This is a genomic window from Yinghuangia seranimata (assembly GCF_029953285.1).
Lineage (GTDB): Bacteria > Actinomycetota > Actinomycetes > Streptomycetales > Streptomycetaceae > Yinghuangia > Yinghuangia seranimata.
On the sequence record NZ_JASAOI010000042.1, the window covers coordinates 94,238 to 112,290 of the forward strand.

Sequence of the window (18,053 nt, forward strand, 5' to 3'; positions counted from 1 at the left end):
ACGGGGTAGTTGTGAGCGGTGCGGGAGATCTCGTGCGACCGGACGAGGACACGTTCGTGCTGCCGGAGGCATGGCGGCGCAGGGTGCACCCGCGGCGCGGGGGATCGCCGGTACCGGCGCCGTCGAGGGTCGTCGACAAGGCGGTGGGGGTGGACCTGGGTGGGCCGGACGACCCGGCTGCGGCGGCCCGGCTCGCCGTAGGAACGGATCTCGCCCACAGGGTCGTCGCCGACGCGTGGGTGGCACGCCACGGGTTGGTGTTCGCCGCGCAGGCGGCGGTGGAGCGGTTCAAGCGGAACGAGGACGCGCGCACGGCCCTCGACCGTATCCGGGCGCTGCTCGTCGCAGCCGACGACGAGGTGTATGCGGGGACGATCAAGGCACTGGCTCCGTTGCGGGAGGGCCGGAAACGTCGTCTCGCCGTCAGCTACCTGCTGCCGACCGAAACCCTGTGGGCGGCCGAATGCGCCGCGGAAGCACCCGTCCTGCATTGGAGCAACGCCGCACAGCGCAGCATGCTTCTGTGCTCTCTGAGCACCGCCGAACACTTCGAGCCGCTTCGCCACGACCACAGGCCGTACGGGTTCTGGACGCTCGACATCGTGGCGACGCTCTGCGACGGCGCCGGCGACAACTGGCTGTCGGTCATCGACAACGAACTCCAGGGCACGCGCTGGTACGACATCCGGGCCCTCAAGCTGTTCGCGACCGGAATGGCGGAACTGCCCACGGACGCGGCGTTCGAGATGCTGCTCACCCACATCGAGAAGCAGCACGTCGTCGCGTCCCTCCACGAAGCGGCACGCAACTTCCCGCGCCGAGCCCTGCGCCTGCTGGGCGCGGCGGCGCTGGGCACCGGAAAGCCGGCTGCGCTCGCACGCACGCTCCTGCAGGCCCATGTCGCGGCCCACCGCGACCTTGTGAGGAACGAACTCCCCTCGCTGGCAGCCGGGATCGCGGCCTTGGTGACGCCTGTGCTGAACACGGGGCAGCGGGGCCCCGAGGCACCCGCCGAGGCGCTGCCCGCAGCCCTGGTTTCGCCGCCCTGGACGCGGAACGTGAAGCGCGGGCCGGATTTCGCGCCGCTCGACCTCACGGCGCCGCCGCTCTGCCACCTGTCGTGGCTGCCCGGAGAGCGTGAGACGTGGGCCGCCGACACGCCCTGGTACGCACAACGGCCGCTCCCCGCCGACTGGCGCGACCGGCTTACTCGAGGAACCCTCGACGACAGCGAGAAGTACCGGGTGTTCGTCACCGAGCCGGCCGACGAGGTCGCCCACCTGGTCGCCAAATGGCGGCCGTCCATCTACATGCACGGGAATGAGGTCAAGTCGCTGCTCGGCCGCCTCGACCACGCCGCACTCCCCTTGCTGGTGCGTCTCGTCGGCACCGATCCGTACACCTACACGGACCTCCTCCATCCTGTCGTCACACTCGACGTCGCACGCAGCATGGCCCAGCGACTGACCCGAAAGTCCGTCGGCGACCGCGCTCCCGGCAAGGCCTGGCTCACCCGCCACGCGCCGGACGCAGCACGCCTGTTGGTCCCCGATGCCGTCGGCAAGGCGAAGGTCCTGGCACGCGCCGCGGGCCTCGCCCTCCGCTACCTCGCCGAGACCCAGGGCCCCGACCTCGTGACGTCCGCGGCCGGCGAGTACGGGCCCGCGGCGGTCGCCGCCGTCACGGCCCTGCTCGGCGCGGACCCGCTCCTCGTCGCGCTGCCCGGCAAACTACCCGCAATCCCGACCTGGGCCGCCCCCAGTGCTCTCGAGCAGGTGCAGCTCCGCGCCGGCGCGGGCGGCCTGCCCGACGAGGCCGTCCGGCACCTGCTGACCGTCCTCGCGATCTCCGAGCCCGACAGTCCTTATCCGCTGCTCGCCGATGTGCAGGCAGCGTGCACCCCGGAGAGCTTGGCCGCCTTCGCGTGGTCGCTGTTCGAGGCGTGGCGGCTGGCCGGCATGCCCGCGAAGGACAGTTGGGTGCTGACGGCCCTCGGCACGCTCGGCGACGACGACGTCGTCCGCAAGCTCGACCCGATCATCCGGGCGTGGCCGGGCGAGAACGCGCACAAGCGCGCGGTCGAGGGACTCTCGGTGCTCGCCGCGATCGGAACCGAGACCGCGCTCATGCACCTGCACGGCATATCCCAGCGGGTGAAGTTCACCGCCCTGAAGACCCGCGCTCAGGAGATGATCACCGAGGTCGCCGACGGGCTCGGTCTGACGGCCGACCAACTGGCCGACCGGCTCGTGCCGGACTTCGGGCTCGACGCGTCCGGCACGACGGTCGTCGACTACGGGCCGCGGAGATTCACGGTCGGCTTCGACGAGCAGCTCAAGCCGTACGTCGTCGACGAAGTCGGCAAACGGCGCAAGGATCTGCCCGCGCCGGGCGCGCGCGATGACGCGGAGCTGGCACCCGCCGAACGCAAGCGCTACGCGGCCCTGAAGAAGGACGTGCGCGGGGCCGCGGCAAGCGCGTTGCTCCGGCTCGAAACCGCGATGGTCACGCAACGGACCTGGAGTGTGCCGGAGTTCGAGACGCTGTTCGTCCGGCACCCACTGTTGACACACGTGGCGAAGCGGCTGGTCTGGCTCGCCGAAACCGGTGACGGGGTGGCGGCGTTCCGGATCGCCGAGGACGGCACGTACGCGGATCGCTCCGACGATGCGATGGAACCGCCGGAGGACGCAGCGGTACGCGTCGCCCACCCGCTGCACCTCGGCGACGAGCTCGGCGCGTGGGCGGAGGTGTTCGCCGACTACGAGATCCTCCAGCCGTTCGCGCAACTGGGACGTCCCTGCTACGCGGTGGACGCCCGCGTGGAGGATTTCGAGGGCTTCACGGTGCCCACCGGCCGAGTCCTGAGCCTCGAACGGCGCGGCTGGCAGCGCGGGGCGCCGCAGGACGCGGGCTTCCAGGGCTGGATAGACCGGTCCCTCGACGGTGGTTGCTCGGTCACGATCTCGCTGGATCCGGGGATCCGGGTCGGGGACGCAGGCGGGACCCAGACGCTGCGGCACGTCTCGTTGAGCGGCGGCGACGTTGATCCCGTGCTGTTCAGCGAGGTGCTGTCGGACCTGCACGAGTTGACCAGGGGCGCGACGCGCTGACGTGTCACCGACGGTCGCTACTGTTTCGCCGCCGGCCGGACAACCGGTCGGAAGCCTGCTGAGGAGTGGAGAGTCCGTGAGCGGCACCGGGGAGCTCGTGCGACCGGACGAGGACACGTTCGTGCTGCCGGAAGCGTGGCGGCGCAAGCTGCACCCTCGGCGCGGGGGATCGCCGGTCCCGGCTCCGACGAAGGTCGTCGACAAGGCGGTGGGGACGGACCTGGGTGGGCCGGACCTCACCACGGCAGTCGCCCGTGCCAACGGGTCGAGACTCCGTCGCGAGGTGGTCGCGGACGCATGGGTCGCCCGGCACGGCCTCGTCTTCGCAGTGCGGGCCGCTGTGGAGTTGTTCTCGCTGGACGAGCAGTCGTATCCCGCCCTCGACCGCCTGCGAGCCCTGCTCGTCGCGGCCGACGACGAGATTTACGCATCGGTGGTCGAGGCGCTGGCCCCGATGCGCGAAGGCGAGCGGCGACGCACCGCCGTCAGCTACCTCGTGCCGACCGAGACAGCGTGGGTGAACGAGTGCGTTGACGAGGCGCGCCAAACGTCGTTCATGGACGACACGTTGCGCAGCATGCTGTTGTGCTCGCTCGACCGGGCGAGCCAGGTTGAACCGCTGCGCGGCAAGAGCATCCTCTACGGCGGATGGCCGCTGGAGCTGGTCATGACCCTGTGCGAAAGCCTTGGTGACGCCTGGCTTCCGTTGATGCAAGAGCAGGTTGACTACACGCCGTACAACACGGGGCAGACCTGGCGAAACTGGATGACGGGCCTGCCCGAAGTACCCACCGACGCGGCCTTCCTCATGCTCCTCACTCACATCGAGCGCGCCGAAGCACAGCCCGCTCTGGTCGCCGCGGCCCGCAACTTCCCCCGCCGCGCCCTGCGCCTGCTGGGCGCGGCGTCGCTGGGCACCGGAAAGCCGGCCTCGCTCGCACGAACGCTCCTGCAGGCCCACGTCGCGGCCCACCGCGACGTCGCGGAGGCGGCGCTCCCTGAACTGCCTTCGGGCGTCGCGGCGCTCGTCGCGCCGGTGCTGGACACCGGCCGGCGCGGCCCCGAGGCGTCCGTGGCCGCGTTGCCGGAGGCCCTGGTCTCGCCGCCGTGGGCCCGTCCCGGCGCGGGGAAGCCCGCGTACACGCCGCTGAGCCTCACGCCACCGGCCCTGGCCTACCTCGCCTGGCAGCCCGGAGAACGCGAGGAGTGGGCGGCGATGCGGCGGCCGTACAGCATCGGCTATCGGTCGGAGCCCCGCTGGGACGACGTGGATTCGCTCGACGACGACCAGAAGTACGACCTGTTCGTTCGCGAGCCGGTCGAGAAGGTCGCGTACCACGTCGCCGCCTGGCGTCCGGGAGACGATTACCACCCGGCCGAGATGTTCCAGTGCATGGTCGGCCGCTTCGGGGACACGGCGATCCCGATGGCGCTCCACCTGATCCGCCGCAGCGCACGCTACGAACCGGTCTTGGCCCCCCTCGTCACCCTCGACGTCGCGCGCCGTATGGCACAGCGGCTGAGCGCGAAGACGGCCGACGTGCGGGCCTCCGGCAAGGCATGGCTCGACCGCCACGCCCACGATGCCGTGGCGCTGTTGATCCCCGACGCGGTCGGCAAACCGAACGCCGACGCGCACGCCGCAGGTAACGCTCTCCGATACCTCGCCGAATCGCAGGGCCCCGACCTCGTCAAGGCCGCTGCCGCCGAGTACGGGCCCGAGGCCGTCGACGCCATCGCGGCCGTGCTCGCCGCCGACCCGCTGGTGATCGCCCTCCCGGCCCGGATGCCCAAGCTTCCGTCCTGGGCCGCGCCTCACAGTCTCGCCCAGGTGCAGCTTCGCGACGGCGCGGGCGGGCTGCCCGAGGAGGCCGTCCGGCACCTGCTGACGACGCTTGCCGTCTCGGAGCCGGGGAATCCGTACCCGACGCTCGCCGAGATCCAGGAGGCGTGCACCCCCGACAGCCTCGCCGCTTTCGCCTGGTCGCTGTTCGAGGCCTGGCGGCTCTCCGGTATGCCCGCCAAGGAGAGTTGGGCGCTGACCGCCCTGGGCACGCTCGGCGACGACGAGGTCGTCCGCAGGCTCGACCCGATCATCCGCGCGTGGCCGGGCGAAGGCGCCCACAAGCGCGCGGTGGACGGGCTCTCGGTCCTCGCCGCGATCGGGACCGACATCGCGCTCATGCACCTGCACGGCATATCCCAGCGGGTGAAGTTCACCGCCCTCAAGGCCCGCGCCAAGGAGCTGATCGCCGAGGTCGCCGACGGGCTGGGTCTGACCGCCGACCAGCTCGCGGACCGACTCGTGCCCGACTTCGGGCTGGACGCGTCCGGCAGCACCACCGTCGACTACGGCACGCGCCGGTTCACCGTCGGTTTCGACGAGCAGCTCAAGCCGTACGTCCTCGACCAGGACGGCAAGCGCCGCAAGGACCTGCCCGCGCCCGGTGCCCGTGACGACGCCGAGCTCGCGCCCGCCGAACGCAAGCGCTACGCCACGCTGAAGAAGGACGTCCGCACCGCCGCGTCCGACACGATCCGCCGCCTCGAAGCCGCGATGGTCACCGGACGGACGTGGACCGCCGCGGAGTTCCGGGACCTGCTGGTCGGGCATCCGCTCGTCGGGCACCTGACGCGGCGGCTGGTCTGGCTGGCCGAGACGGACGGCGGCCCGGTGACCTTCCGTGTCGCGGAGGACCGCACGTACGCGGACGGCGCCGACGACGCGCTGACCGTCCCCGACACGGCGGCCGTCCGGATCCCCCACCCGCTCGAACTGGGCGACGGACTGGCGGTCTGGTCGGAGGTGTTCGCCGACTACGAGATCCTCCAGCCGTTCGCGCAGCTGGGCCGGCAGGTGTTCCGGCTGACCGACGAGGAGGCGGCCGCGGAGCGGCTGACCCGGTTCGAGGGCGTCGCCGTGCCGACGCGTGCTGTTCTCGGCCTCGTGCACCGCGGCTGGGAACGGGGACCGGCGCTGGACAACGGCGTCGAGCAGTGGATCGCCCGCCGGCTCACCGACGACCTGTACGTGGTCGGGACGTACGAACAGGGCATCTCGACAGGCTTCGTCGAGGAGTTCGACGGCGACCAGACCTTCGAGGGCGTGTGGGTGGCCACCCAGCCGGCCGAGTACTTCCGGGCCTGGGAGAAGCGCCGCCCCTCGGACCTGCCGCCCGTCGCCGCCAGTGAGATCATCGCGGACCTGACCTGGCTCACCAGCCAGGCCGGCCGCTGACCCGCCCGAGACCAGGACGGCATCCATGGACATCGTCACCACCACCGCGCCCGACGAGGAACTCCAGCGGCCGCCCGCCGAGATCCGGTACGCCGCCGAGCTGGCCGCGCTGCGCGAGGCCGACGACGCGCCGCGTCCGCCCGGCTGGTTCCTGAGCCCGCGCGCGGCGCGCAGGTTCATCGTCGGCGACCCGGCCGCGGGCGTCAGCCGCAAGTTCGTCGGCGACGCGTCGCTCGTCGACCGGGCGCTGGTCACGCTCGCCACCAACCGAGGGCTGATGCTGGTCGGCGAGCCGGGCACCGCGAAGTCGCTGCTGTCGGAGCTGATCGCGGCGGCGGTCAGCGGGGTGTCGACGCTGACCATCCAGGGCGGCGCCGCGACCACCGAGGACCAGATCAAGTACTCGTGGAACTACGCGCTGCTGGTGTCCGAAGGGCCGTCGCCGCGCTCGCTCGTGCCCGCGCCGATGCTGCGCGGTATGAGCGAGGGGCGGATCGTCCGGTTCGAGGAGATCACCCGGTGCCCGCTGGAGGTCCAGGACTCGTTGCTGTCGCTGCTGTCCGAGCGGGTCGTGGCCATCCCCGAACTGGGCGGCGAGGACGCCCGCGCGGGCATGGTGTTCGCGCGGCAGGGCTTCAACGTCATCGCGACGGCCAACACACGTGACCGCGGCGTCAACGAGATGAGCGCGGCGCTGAAGCGGCGGTTCAACTTCGAAACTGTGTTCCCGATCGCCGACGCGCGGATCGAGCTCGACCTGGTCGAGGCCGAGGCGACCGCGCTGCTGCGCCGCTCCGGCGTTGAGGCCGCACCGGACCGGGACGTCCTCGAGGTGCTGGTCACCACGTTCCGCGAACTGCGGGACGGCACCACCGCCGACGGGGCCGTGATGGACCGGCTGACGTCGGTCATGAGCACCGCCGAGGCGGTGTCGGTCGCGCACGCCGTCGGGCTGCGCGGGTGGTTCCAGCGCGGCGAACCCGGCAGCGCCGCCGACGTCGTCGCGTGCCTCGCCGGGACCGCGGCGAAGGACAGCCCCGAGGACCTGGCCCGGCTGCGCCGCTACCTCGAACAGCGGGTCGGACGGCGCAGCGGAGCGCAGTGGCGGGCCATGCACGCCGCCCGGCACCTGCTCGCCGGCGCGGAGGCCTGACCGGCCGTGCCCGCGACGTTCCTCGGGGTCCGGCACCACTCCCCCGCGTGTGCCCGGCTGGTCGCCCGCGCCATCGACGAGCTGCGGCCCGCGTACGTGCTCGTCGAGGGCCCGGCCGACATGAACGGCCGGCTCGACGAGCTGCTGCTCGGGCACGAGCTGCCGGTCGCCGTGTTCAGCCACTACCGGGACACGGAACGGGTGTTCAGCTCGTGGACGCCGTTGTGCGACTACTCGCCGGAGTGGGTCGCGCTGTATCGCGGGCGGCAGGCCGGGGCCGAGACCCTGTTCATCGACCTGCCGGCGTGGCATGCGGCGTTCACCGCCGAGAACCGGGCCAACCGCTACGCCGACGCGGAGGCACGCTACGCGGAGGCGATGGCACGGCTGTTCGACCGGTTCGAGGTCGGCGACTCCGACGCCCTGTGGGACCGGCTGTTCGAGGCCGCGCCGGACGACGGGCTCGCCGAGCGGCTCAACGCCTACTTCGCCCTCATGCGCGGCGACACCGAGGCCGAGGACGGGGACCGGGCCCGCGAGGAGTACATGGCGGCGTGGGTGCGCGAGGCGGTGTCCCGCGCCGGTGACCGGCATGTGCTGGTGGTGACGGGCGGGTTCCACCAGCCCGCATTGCGGGCGCTGGCCTCCGCATCGGCGACGAACAAGGGCTGGCCGGCCGTCCCGGAGCCCCCGGCGGACGCGATCGGCGGCAGCTTCCTCGTGCCGTACTCCTTCGCGAGGCTGGACTCGTTCACCGGCTACCAGTCCGGCATGCCGTCGCCGGCGTTCTACCAGGACGTCTGGGAACACGGCGCGGAGGAAGCCGGCAAGCGCCTGGCCCAAAGCGTGACGGCCCGCCTGCGAGGACGCGGCCAACCGGTGTCGACAGCCGACCTGATCGCCGCCCGCACGCTGACCGACGGCCTGGCCGCCCTGCGCGGCAACGCGACCCCGACCCGCACCGACGTCCTGGACGCCCTGGCCACGACCCTGATCAGCGATGCTCTAGACCAGCCCCTCCCCTGGACCCGACGAGGCCCCCTGCTCCCGGGCGCACACCCGGCCGTCGTAGAGATGGTCGCAACCGGAACAGGCGAACGGACGGGAAGCCTTCACCCGGACACCCCAGTGCCACCGCTGGTGGTGGACGTAGAGGAACGCCTCGCGACACTGGGGGTCGAGCTGACGGCGCCGGTGGAGCTGGACCTGGCGAAGGTGGACCCGTCCGGCGTCGGCGACACGCCAGGCGCGGCGCCGGAACTCACCACAGCGCTGCCCCTGAGGGCGGACGCTGCGGCCACATCGACACAGGAATCCGGCCGTCCGCCACTCGCCGAGGCGCAGACCGACGAGCCGGTGCCCTCCGACGGCGACGCCCCTAGTGCGCCCTCGGGAACGCCGGGAGTCGAAACTGCCGTCGGCGGTCTCCGAAGCGAGTCACTGGAGCCAGGCCAGGTCGGCGGAGAGCCGATAGAGACCGACACAGCGGACACCCGCCAAGGGGCCGGTTCGCCCGGCCAGCGGCCTCTCGCCACCACCGCGACGAACGTTCCCGTCGCCCGCGAACCCGCCCCGCCGACCCAAGCGGCACCCACCACGCGCGAGGGAACCCGCTCGTCGGCGCCGTCGGCGGAGCCCGGCCCTACGGTCGGTCTGGCCCTGCCCGCGCGTCCGCCCGAGTCAGCGGGTCACGGCACCGCCACCGCGTCCCCCGCCACCGACGCGACCTCGCCGTCACCGGGGCCCAGCCCCACGGCCGGTACGACCCCGCGCGCTGCGCAGCCCACACACCCGACCGAGTCCGCAGGCCACGGTGCCACCGCACCCCCTGCGCGGCCCGATGTCGCCGTCGGCGGCCTCGTTCCCAGCGAGGCGGACGGCGCTCGCATGCCGAACGCCGCCGGGGCCTTGGGTACTTCAGCCGGCCAGGCCGGCCATGCCGACGGAGAGCCGACAGAGCCCGGCGCTCAGGGGCTGCTCGTCGAGTCGGGCGGTTCGCCTGCCCACTCTCCGGACGCGGGCGACGTATCGCGGCGTTCTTCCGGGCCCCTGGCCGACAGCTCCACAGCGCCTTCGGTGGAACCTGCCTCCTCCAGCGGCTCGACGGCGCGGTCGCCCGGCGTCGAATCTGCCGCCAAGTCACTCTCCGCGTCGGACGGCTTCGTGTCCGCGGCCGTTCCCGCGCATGCACCCGCAGACCCGCGCGACACAGTCGCGATGCCCTCGACCACACCAACCTCCCCGGTCAAGCCCGGCTCACCTGCGTCGGGCCTCGTCTCCACGCCCGGACCGCTCGCCGCGTCGGGCGGCTCGCCCACCCTGTCGCCGAACACGCTTGTCCCGTCCGCGCCTTCCTCGTCGCTCCCCACCCCTCCTCCGTCCCTCGATCTCCTCCGCAGTCGGCTCCTTCACTCGCTCCGTGTCCTCGGCGTTCCCGGGCATCAGCGTGTCGAAGGCTCGGGGCTGGTCGTGCGTGAGCGTTGGGAGCCGTCCGGTACCGCTGGTCGGGAGGCGGCGCTCGTCGAGGCGGGGGCGTACGGTGCCGGGCTCGACGAGGCCGTGGCCGCGGTGCTCGACCGGCGGTGTCGTGAGGCCCGGGCCGAACCTCGGGAGCTGGCCGGGGTGTTGCTCGATGCCGTGCAGTGCGGCGTCGGTGCGACCGCTGAGCAGGTTGTCACCGCGCTGGCCGAGCAGGTCCGCAGAGTGCGGGACGTCGGAGCCCTCGGCGATGTGCTCGGGGTCGCGCTCGACCTGTGGCGTCACGACCGGATCTACCACGTCGCCGGCGACCCGATGCTCGCCGCCGTGATCGGGCGCTGCGTCGCGCGCGTGCTGTGGCTCGTCGACGGCGCGCACGGAGGGCGGGGCGTGGACGCCGCGCGGCTCGGCGCGTTGTGCGGGGTGCGGGACGCGCTGCGGCACGCCCCCGAGGTGCTGCCGGTGCGTCCCGACGCCGTGTTGGCCGCCGCGCAGCGCATCGCCGCCGACTCGCGCGCGCCTGCGGATCTGCGCGGTGCGATGACAGGTCTCGCCTGGGTGCTCGGCGATCCCGGCGACGTCCCGGCCGCGTTGCGCGCCGCGGCCGCGCCGGAGAGCCTCGGGGACTGGCTCGCCGGGCTGTTCGCGCTGGCGCGCCGCGAGGTCGCGGGTGCGGGCGACGACGGCGTCCTGCGGGCGTTGGACAGCCTCGTCGCGGCCTTTACGGACGACGACTTCCTCGTCGCGCTGCCCGCGCTGCGCCAGGCGTTCGCGTACTTCCCCCCGCGCGAGCGCGAGCGGATCGCCGAACGCCTGCTCGCCGCAAGGGCGTTGCGCGGCTCGGCGCGCGGCCTGCTGCGCCTGCCCGCGGATCCGCTGGTGCTGGCGCGGGCCGCCGCGTTGGAGGCCGATGTGGCGCGCGTACTGGACCGGCACGGACTACGGAGCGGGCAGTGACCAACCCCCAACCGACCCCTGACCCGGCGTTGGAGCGCTGGCGGCTGATCCTCGGCGCGCCGGCCGAGCGGCACACCTGCGGGCTGTCGGGCGAGGCGGCCGCGCGGGACGCCGCGTTGGAGTGGCTGTACGGGCGCGACCCGGACGCCGCCCGGCGCGGTGTCCGCGGCGGGCCGGGCACGTCCGGTGCCGCGCGGCCGAAGCCGCTGCACGGGGCCGAACGCCAGGGCGGCGACTGCCCGTCCGTCGTGAGCCCGGTCGACTGGCTCGACGACGTGCACGCGCTGTTCCCAAAGGAGACCATTGAGCGCCTCGAGCGGGACGCCGTCGAGCGGTACGGCATCGAGGAGATCGTCACCGACCCCGACGTCCTGGCCCGCGTCGAGCCGAACCCCGCCCTGCTGCGGGCCGTGCTTCGAACCAAGCACCTGATGAACCCCCAGGTGCTGGCGCTGGCGCGGCGGATCGTCGAGCAGGTGGTGCGCGACCTGCTCGCCCGCCTGCGGCCCGACGTACGCCGCGCCCTGACGGGCACCCGAACCCGTCGGCCGAGCCGGATCCCGCTCGCGCGCGACTTCGACTTCAAGGGCACGATCCGCGCCAACCTCGCGCACTACCAGCCCGCCGAGCGCCGCCTGTTGATCGAACGGCCGAAGTTCCACGCGCGGACGCAGCGGCACCTGTCGCAGTGGCAGCTGATCCTCGTCGTCGACCAGTCCGGGTCGATGGTCGGATCGGTGATCCACTCGGCGGTGACGGCGGCGTGCCTGTGGGGGCTGCCGGGGCTGCGCACGCACCTGCTGGCCTTCGACACGTCGGTGGTCGACCTGACGAGCGACGTGACGGACCCCGTCGAACTGCTGATGCGCGTACAGCTGGGCGGCGGAACGGACATCGCACGGGCGGTCGACTACGCGGCGAGCCTGGTCGACAACCCGAGGCGGACGATCGTCGCGGTGATCAGCGACTTCTACGAGGGCGGCGACCCGTACCGGCTCGTGCGCACCGTGCGCGAGTTGGTCGACCAGGGCACGACCGTCCTCGGCCTCGCCGCGCTGGACGAGGACGCGAACCCCGACTACGACCGCGAGTTGGCCCAACGGCTGGCGGACGTCGGCGCCCACGTAGGCGCAATGACCCCGGGCCGACTGGCGGAGTTCGTCGCAGAACGGATGGGCCGATGAACCGCCCGGACCTCCTGGCGCTGACCGCCGACACCCTGGCGGCCCTCACGAACCGAGGCCTGGTCAAACGCGCCGCCAAGGAGTTGGAGGCGGGCGCCGGGGCCGACGTCACACTGGCGGACGACGGCGCCGTGCGCGGCGTGTTCGCGGACGGCACGCGCACCGAACTACCGCCGGGCGGCGGTCTGGACACGGCGGTGTGCACGTGCGGCGCGACGGGCGTGTGCCGCCACGTCCTCGGCGTAGTGCTGGCCTACCAGCGGGCGAACGCCTCCAACGAGACCGGAAACCCGGCTGAGGCCTCGGCTGAGCGGATGGTGCCAACGACCCGCGAAGGCTCCGCTACGGCCGCGCGCGGACGCACGCCGGCGCCGACGTCCGCCACCGAGGCCGCCGCGTCCGAGGCCAGCCTCAAAACTCCGGTCCGGGACGCCGCACCATCTCACCCGGCCCTTGGCAGCGAGGCCGACACACCCGCGTCGGCGGCTCTACCCGACGGATCGGCACTCGCTGTGCCCGGTCGGTCCGCGCCCGCGACGCGCCGGGTAGGGACGAACTCCACAGCGTCCCCTGCCTCGTCGGCGTCTGGTACGGCGCAGGGGCAGCCCGCAGTGCCACGGCAAGCCACAGCATCGGAGCGGCCTGTGCCCACCGAGCGCGGTGCAGGCTCGGGCTCCGCCCTGCCGTCGGACCCGACCGACACCGCCGCCGCCACCACGCGGGCCGGCGTCGTCCCCGATCCCGCCACCCTTTCCACGCCCGCACACGCCTGGTCGCCCGGCGACGTCCCCGACACCGTCCTCGCCGAGCTCTTCGGCGCCCGCACCCTCACCGACGCTCGCCGCACCCTCACCCGCGGCTATCGCGCCACGGTGCACCGGCCCGCACCCGGCGATCCGCCTGAGACCTCCGTCGAACTGCCCACCTGTACCGTCCGGTTCCCCGTTCCCGGTGAGCTCGCCTATGCGCTGACCGACGCGTCGGCTCAGGCGCGGGCGGGGGTCATCGTGTTGGCCGTGTGGGCGTGTCGGGCCGCAGACGAGGCCCGGCCCGGTGAAGGCTCCGTGGCATTGGATGTCGGTGGGGCCACTCGGGTGCTCGATCTGGCACCGTTGGGGGCCGTGCTCGGGGAGGTCGACGCGTTGCTCGTCGACGGGCTCGCTCACGTGGGCCCGGTCGGGCTTGCGACGCTGCGTCGGCATCGGGACGCGCTCGCAGGGGCCGGGTTGCACTGGCCGGCGGACGCCGTGGGCGAACTCGTCGATCAGGCCGAGGCGTACGCGGAACGCGCGGCGCGGCATCGGCCGGAGCGGTGTGCGGATCTGGTCGCCGAACTGCACGCGCGGCGGCGGGCCTCGGCGGGCCCTGACATCTTGGGCGCGCGGGAGGCCGGCGAGACGGCGCTGCGCCGGGTGCGCCTGGTCTCGCTGGGGTGTCGGGTCGGTGACGGCGGCCGACCGGACGACGAGCGTTCGGTGGAAGTCTACTTCGCGCACCCGTCGGCGGGTGTCGTGCTGGTGTGGCGGCGGGCGTGGCCGAACCCGGCTGACCAGCCGCCGCCTGCGGGTCCGGACTTGGCGGCGCGTCGGGTTTTCGGTTCGACGCTCGGCGTGTCGGCCGCCGCGAACATCCTCACCGAACGCGCGGTCCGCACCGCGGGCCGGGTGGTCACGATCGGCGCGAGCCGGGTCGCGCCGACGAGCGTCACGCCGTTGAGCGGCCGGTCCTGGGCGGAGCTCCCTGAGCCTTTGCTGGTCCGGGACTTCACGGCCTGCCGGGATGCGCTCGCCGCGCGTCCGCCCGAGCCGGTGCGGCCGCGGGTGGCGGCGGACGCGGTGCGGGTCCTGGAGGTGTCCGCGGTCGGTGAGGTCTGGTACGACGCGGCCGCTCAGTGCGTCGAGGCCGAGCTCCACGACGCGCACGGAAACACAGCGCTGCTGTCCGCGCCGTACAACCCGTACGCGCCCGGCGGTTCGGACGCGTTGGAGGCCGCGCTGCGGGACGGGGACGTGCGCCGGGTCTCGGGCGAGGTCCGAAGGTCCGGCGGCAGGCTGGTCGTCGACCCGGTCGCGGTCGAGACGGCGCAAGGTGTGCTGGTGCCGGATCTGGCAGCGGGGGTTCCGCGTGCCGCGCCGACGGGTCCGCCGGTCCGCGCGAGCGACCCGTTGGGCGAGGCGATCGCGGAGGCACGCGCCGTGCTCGCCGAGGCGGCCCGCCAAGGCCTCCGCCACCTCGACGCGGCGGCGTTGCAGCGCGTGGACGAGGCGGCGGCAGGACTGGCGCGGATCGGCCTGGCGGGTTCGGCCGCGGCCCTGCGCGCGTTCGCCGCGGCGTGGCGGACGTCCGGTTACGCCGGCGCTGTTCAGCCCTGGGTCGACGCCCGGCTGCACCTGTGGGTCGCCGCGGAGCTGCACGACGCGGGGTGACCGGCCACCGCGTTCACAGCTCCCGTCGCATGCACACCCTCGGCCATCGGTCCAGGCCGTGCTCGGCCTCGGTCGCCCGGACCGCGCGCAGGCCGGGCGTCACCTCGTCGTCCGGCAACGCACGGAATCCGCATCGTGCGTAGTACGGGGCGTTCCACGGGACTTCGGTGAAGGTGGTCAGCGTCAGGGCGGGCGATCCGGCGCGCCGCGCCTCGTCCGCGACGTGGTCGATCAGCGCGCGCCCGATGCCGTGTCCGGCGTGGTCGGGGTGCACGGAGACCTGTTCGATGTGCCAGTTGCCGTCGACCAGATCGACGAGCAGGTAACCGACTGGCCGGTCATCGTCCACCGCCACCCACGAGCGGCCGTCGTGGGCATACCTCGCCAGGACGTCGGCGGGGAACGGCTCGTCGTCCGCGATGGCGTCCATACCGGTGCTGCGGAACAGTTCTCCCGCGGCGGTCTCGATGTCTTGGAGGACCGGGGAGTCGGCGGCGGTCGCCGGGCGGATGCGCATAGGCGATTGTCGCCCAGGCGCGGTGCGGGCCTGCGGTCAGCCCGAAACGGCCGGCGCGACCGGCGTGGCCGGCGCGGCCCTGTCGTCAGCCCGCGGCCGCCGGTGCGGGAGCCGCGGCGACGACCGCCGGTGCGGCCCGGACCCCGTCGGGCCGGACCGCGCCCAGGATCGGCATCGAGGTGAGCGGTGCCGTGGTGATGTGCCGTCCGGGGCGCGGCGCGTGGACGATCATTCCGGCACCCAGATACATGGCGATGTGGGTCGCCTCCGGGAAGTACACCACCAGGTCGCCCGGCCGCAGTTGGTCGAGCGGGACGCGCGGGAGTTCGGCCCACTGCTCCTGCGATGTGCGCGGGACCGCCACCTTGGCGTCCTCCCAGGCGCGTTGGGTCAGGCCGGAGCAGTCGTAGGAGTCGGGCCCGGTGGCACCCCATACGTACGGCAGGCCGATCTGCTGGATCGCGAACCGCACGGCGGCACGCGCGACAGGGTCCTGGTTCTGGACGGGCCCGCCGAGCAGTCCGGCGACGTCCATGCCGGTCAGGGCGCGGGTCGCCTCGGCCGCGGCGGCGCGCAGCGCGGCGGTGTCGCGGTCGGCGGCCGCCTGCTCCTCGGCGAGTTGCCGGGCCTGGCGGCGGGCCTCGTCGGTGATCTTGTCGAGCTCGTGCCGCCGCGTGGTGTAGGTCTTCTCGATGTCGGTCTGCGCGGCGGCGACGCGCTCGTAGATCGCACCCATGTGCAGTCCCGCGCCGCCACGCATGAGGACCTCGACGGTCGGCGAGAACCCGGCGGACCGGTAGCGGATGGCGGCCAGTTGCCCCATCTCGTCCTTCATGGACGCGATGCGGTCCTGTAAAACGGCCTGCTGTTCCTGGAGTCCAGTGAGCCGGGCGCGGCCGGCGTCGGCGGCGGCGCGGGTCTTGGTGGCGCGTTCGCCGGCCTCGTCGAGGGCCTTGGCGAGTTCGGCGACGCGCTTTCCCACGCGCAGGAGTTCGAGGTTGGGCGGGGGCGTCGGCAGCGCCCCGGTGGGGGTGGCGCCGACGGCGGGCAGGCCGTCGGCAGGTTGACCGGCCCCGGTGCCGGGTGACGGGGCGGTCGGTGTCGGTGCGCCCCAGGCCGGTGCCCCGCCGAGTGCGGGCGGTGCGGCGGCGGCGAGTACGGCGGCTGCGGCCAGTGCGGCGGCCCGGCGCGCTCGGCGGCCGGGCAGGTCGTGCGTTCGTCCCAGGGTGTGTCCCACGGTTCGTCCCACGGCGCCCACCAGATCACGGCGGCGCGCGTCGGCCGTCAGGCTGGGGGCGGCGCGCGGCGAGTCCGCCCGTTCGGCGCAGCCGGTGTGACCGGATCGGTCCGCCGTGGGACCCGATGCGGCCTGTCGCGGGCGGGCGCGCGCGGGCCAGCCTGGTGCCATGACCCGAGCACTGATCGTCATCGACGTCCAGGAGTCCTTCCGCGCGAGCCCGCTGTGGGAGACCATGTCCGACCCGAAGATCGCCGACCGCGTGAACCGCCTGGTGCGGCTGGCCCGCGGCGCGGGCGACCTGGTGGTGTGGGTGCTGCACACCGAGCCGGGCAGCGGCGACCCGTTCTTCGACCCGGCGTCGGGGCACGTGCGGCTGTTCCCTGAACTGGCCGCGGACGACGCCGACCCGGTCGTCCACAAGACCTCGCACAACGCGTTCACCACGACGAACCTCCAGCAGCTGCTCACGGCGCGCGGGGTGTCCGAGGTGACCGTGTGCGGCATCCGCACCGAGCAGTGCGTGGAGACGACCACTCGCGTGGCGAGCGACCTCGGCTACGGCGTGACCTTCGTGGTCGACGCGACCGCCACCAACCCGATCCCGCACCCGGAGGCACCCGCCGACCTCGGGCCGGCCGAGCTGCTCTCGGACCCGCGCACGCTGAGCGCCGAGGCCGTCATCGAGCGCACGGTCTACGCCCTGGCCGGCCGCTTCGCGACGATCGCCACAGTGGAAGGCCTGGAAGCCGCCGCGTCGGCCGAGGCATGATGACCGGATCGTGAACCGCGTCGTCTTCTACCTCTCCCCCGGGGTCCACCTGCTGGACGTGGCCGGGCCCGCGCAGGCGTTCTCCAGCGCCGCGTGGTTCGGCCACGCCTATGCGCTCACGTACGTCGCCGAGCAACCACTGGTGCCGACCGCGCAAGGGCTTCCCCTGGTCGCCGAGACGGACTGGCCCGAGCCGGGGCCCGACGATCTGCTGGTGGTCCCGGGGTGGGAGGCGCCGTCGCTCGCCGACGGGCCGAGTGTGAGTCAGGCGTGCCTGGCGTGGCTGGCGGCGCATCACGCGCGCGGCGGCACGGTCGCGAGCGTGTGCGCGGGCGCGGACGCGCTCGGGCGCGCCGGGCTGCTGGACGGGCGGCGCTGCACGACGCACCACGACCTCCAGGACGAGCTGGCGCGCCGCCACCCGAAGGCCACCGTGGTGCGCGACGTGCTGTTCACGACGGACGACCGGGTGGTGACGTCCGCGGGCATCGCGAGCGGCATAGACCTGGCGCTGCACCTGATAGCCACGCGGCACGGCCCCGCGACCGCCGCACAGGTCGCCCGCTCGATGGTCGTGTACGCCCGGCGCAACGGCCACGAGCCGCAGGCCAGCACCATGCTGCGCCACCGGTCGCACCTGGACGACGTCGTACACCGGGCCCAGGACCTGCTGGACGCCGGCTTCGACCGCACCCTGCCGCTGCCCGAGCTGGCCGCGAAGGTCGGCGTGAGCGAGCGGACGCTGACCCGCCTGTTCAGCCGCGCCACGGGCGGGCTGACGCCGCTGCGCTACCAGCAGTCGCTGCGCCTCGAACGCGCGGAGCACATGATCCACCACGGTTCGACCGTGGACGCCGCGGCGCGGGCGGTCGGGTTCGAGGACGCGCGCATGCTGAGGCGGCTGCGGGCCCGAACGGTCTGACCGGTCCGGAGCCCCGGAAGCCACCACCCCCTGCACCCCGGCGGTTGCTGACGTTC

The 18,053-nt window shown here is 73.4% G+C and carries 10 protein-coding genes; 8 read left to right on the top strand and 2 right to left on the bottom strand.

The window, feature by feature from the left end:
* Nucleotides 1-32: 32 nt before the first annotated feature.
* From QI554_RS26160 to QI554_RS26185, 6 genes are all read left to right on the top strand, one after another.
* Nucleotides 33-3,113, top strand: coding sequence for a DUF4132 domain-containing protein (locus QI554_RS26160; RefSeq protein WP_281472907.1), 3,081 nt, complete (start codon nucleotides 33-35; stop codon nucleotides 3,111-3,113).
* A gap of 76 nt (nucleotides 3,114-3,189) precedes the next feature.
* Nucleotides 3,190-6,351 carry a DUF4132 domain-containing protein gene (locus QI554_RS26165; protein ID WP_281472908.1) on the top strand — a complete coding sequence of 1,054 codons (3,162 nt, stop codon included), beginning with the start codon at nucleotides 3,190-3,192 and terminating at the stop codon, nucleotides 6,349-6,351.
* A 25-nt stretch (nucleotides 6,352-6,376) separates the two neighbouring features.
* Entirely contained in the window at nucleotides 6,377-7,504 is a 1,128-nt protein-coding gene (locus QI554_RS26170) for an ATP-binding protein (protein WP_281472909.1), read from the top strand.
* 6 nt (nucleotides 7,505-7,510) lie between these two features.
* Nucleotides 7,511-10,939 carry a DUF5682 family protein gene (locus QI554_RS26175; RefSeq protein WP_281472910.1) on the top strand — a complete coding sequence of 1,143 codons (3,429 nt, stop codon included), beginning with the start codon at nucleotides 7,511-7,513 and terminating at the stop codon, nucleotides 10,937-10,939.
* Nucleotides 10,936-12,123 carry a VWA domain-containing protein gene (locus QI554_RS26180; RefSeq protein ID WP_281472911.1) on the top strand — a complete coding sequence of 396 codons (1,188 nt, stop codon included), beginning with the start codon at nucleotides 10,936-10,938 and terminating at the stop codon, nucleotides 12,121-12,123. The genes QI554_RS26175 and QI554_RS26180 overlap by 4 nt, the downstream gene beginning before the upstream one ends.
* Complete coding sequence (locus QI554_RS26185) at nucleotides 12,120-14,549, top strand: hypothetical protein (RefSeq protein ID WP_281472912.1); 2,430 nt, start codon at nucleotides 12,120-12,122, stop codon at nucleotides 14,547-14,549. The genes QI554_RS26180 and QI554_RS26185 overlap by 4 nt, the downstream gene beginning before the upstream one ends.
* Nucleotides 14,550-14,562: 13 nt before the next feature.
* Here the strand turns inward: QI554_RS26185 and QI554_RS26190 are convergent, their stop codons facing one another.
* Together QI554_RS26190 and QI554_RS26195 are read right to left on the bottom strand one after the other, a co-directional pair.
* Nucleotides 14,563-15,066: a GNAT family N-acetyltransferase gene (locus QI554_RS26190; protein WP_281472913.1), complete on the bottom strand. Its 504-nt coding sequence runs from the start codon at nucleotides 15,064-15,066 to the stop codon at nucleotides 14,563-14,565.
* Nucleotides 15,067-15,151: 85 nt separating this feature from the next.
* On the bottom strand, nucleotides 15,152-16,303 hold the full coding sequence (locus QI554_RS26195; RefSeq protein WP_281472914.1) for a C40 family peptidase: 1,152 nt from the start codon (nucleotides 16,301-16,303) through the stop codon (nucleotides 15,152-15,154).
* A gap of 169 nt (nucleotides 16,304-16,472) precedes the next feature.
* Here QI554_RS26195 and QI554_RS26200 point away from each other — a divergent pair, with 169 nt between their 5' ends.
* A complete protein-coding gene (locus QI554_RS26200) occupies nucleotides 16,473-17,075 on the top strand; it encodes a cysteine hydrolase family protein (protein ID WP_281472915.1) in 603 nt (200 codons plus the stop codon).
* Nucleotides 17,076-17,085: 10 nt separating this feature from the next.
* Complete coding sequence (locus QI554_RS26205) at nucleotides 17,086-17,997, top strand: GlxA family transcriptional regulator (RefSeq protein ID WP_281472916.1); 912 nt, start codon at nucleotides 17,086-17,088, stop codon at nucleotides 17,995-17,997.
* The last annotated feature ends 56 nt before the right edge of the window (nucleotides 17,998-18,053 follow it).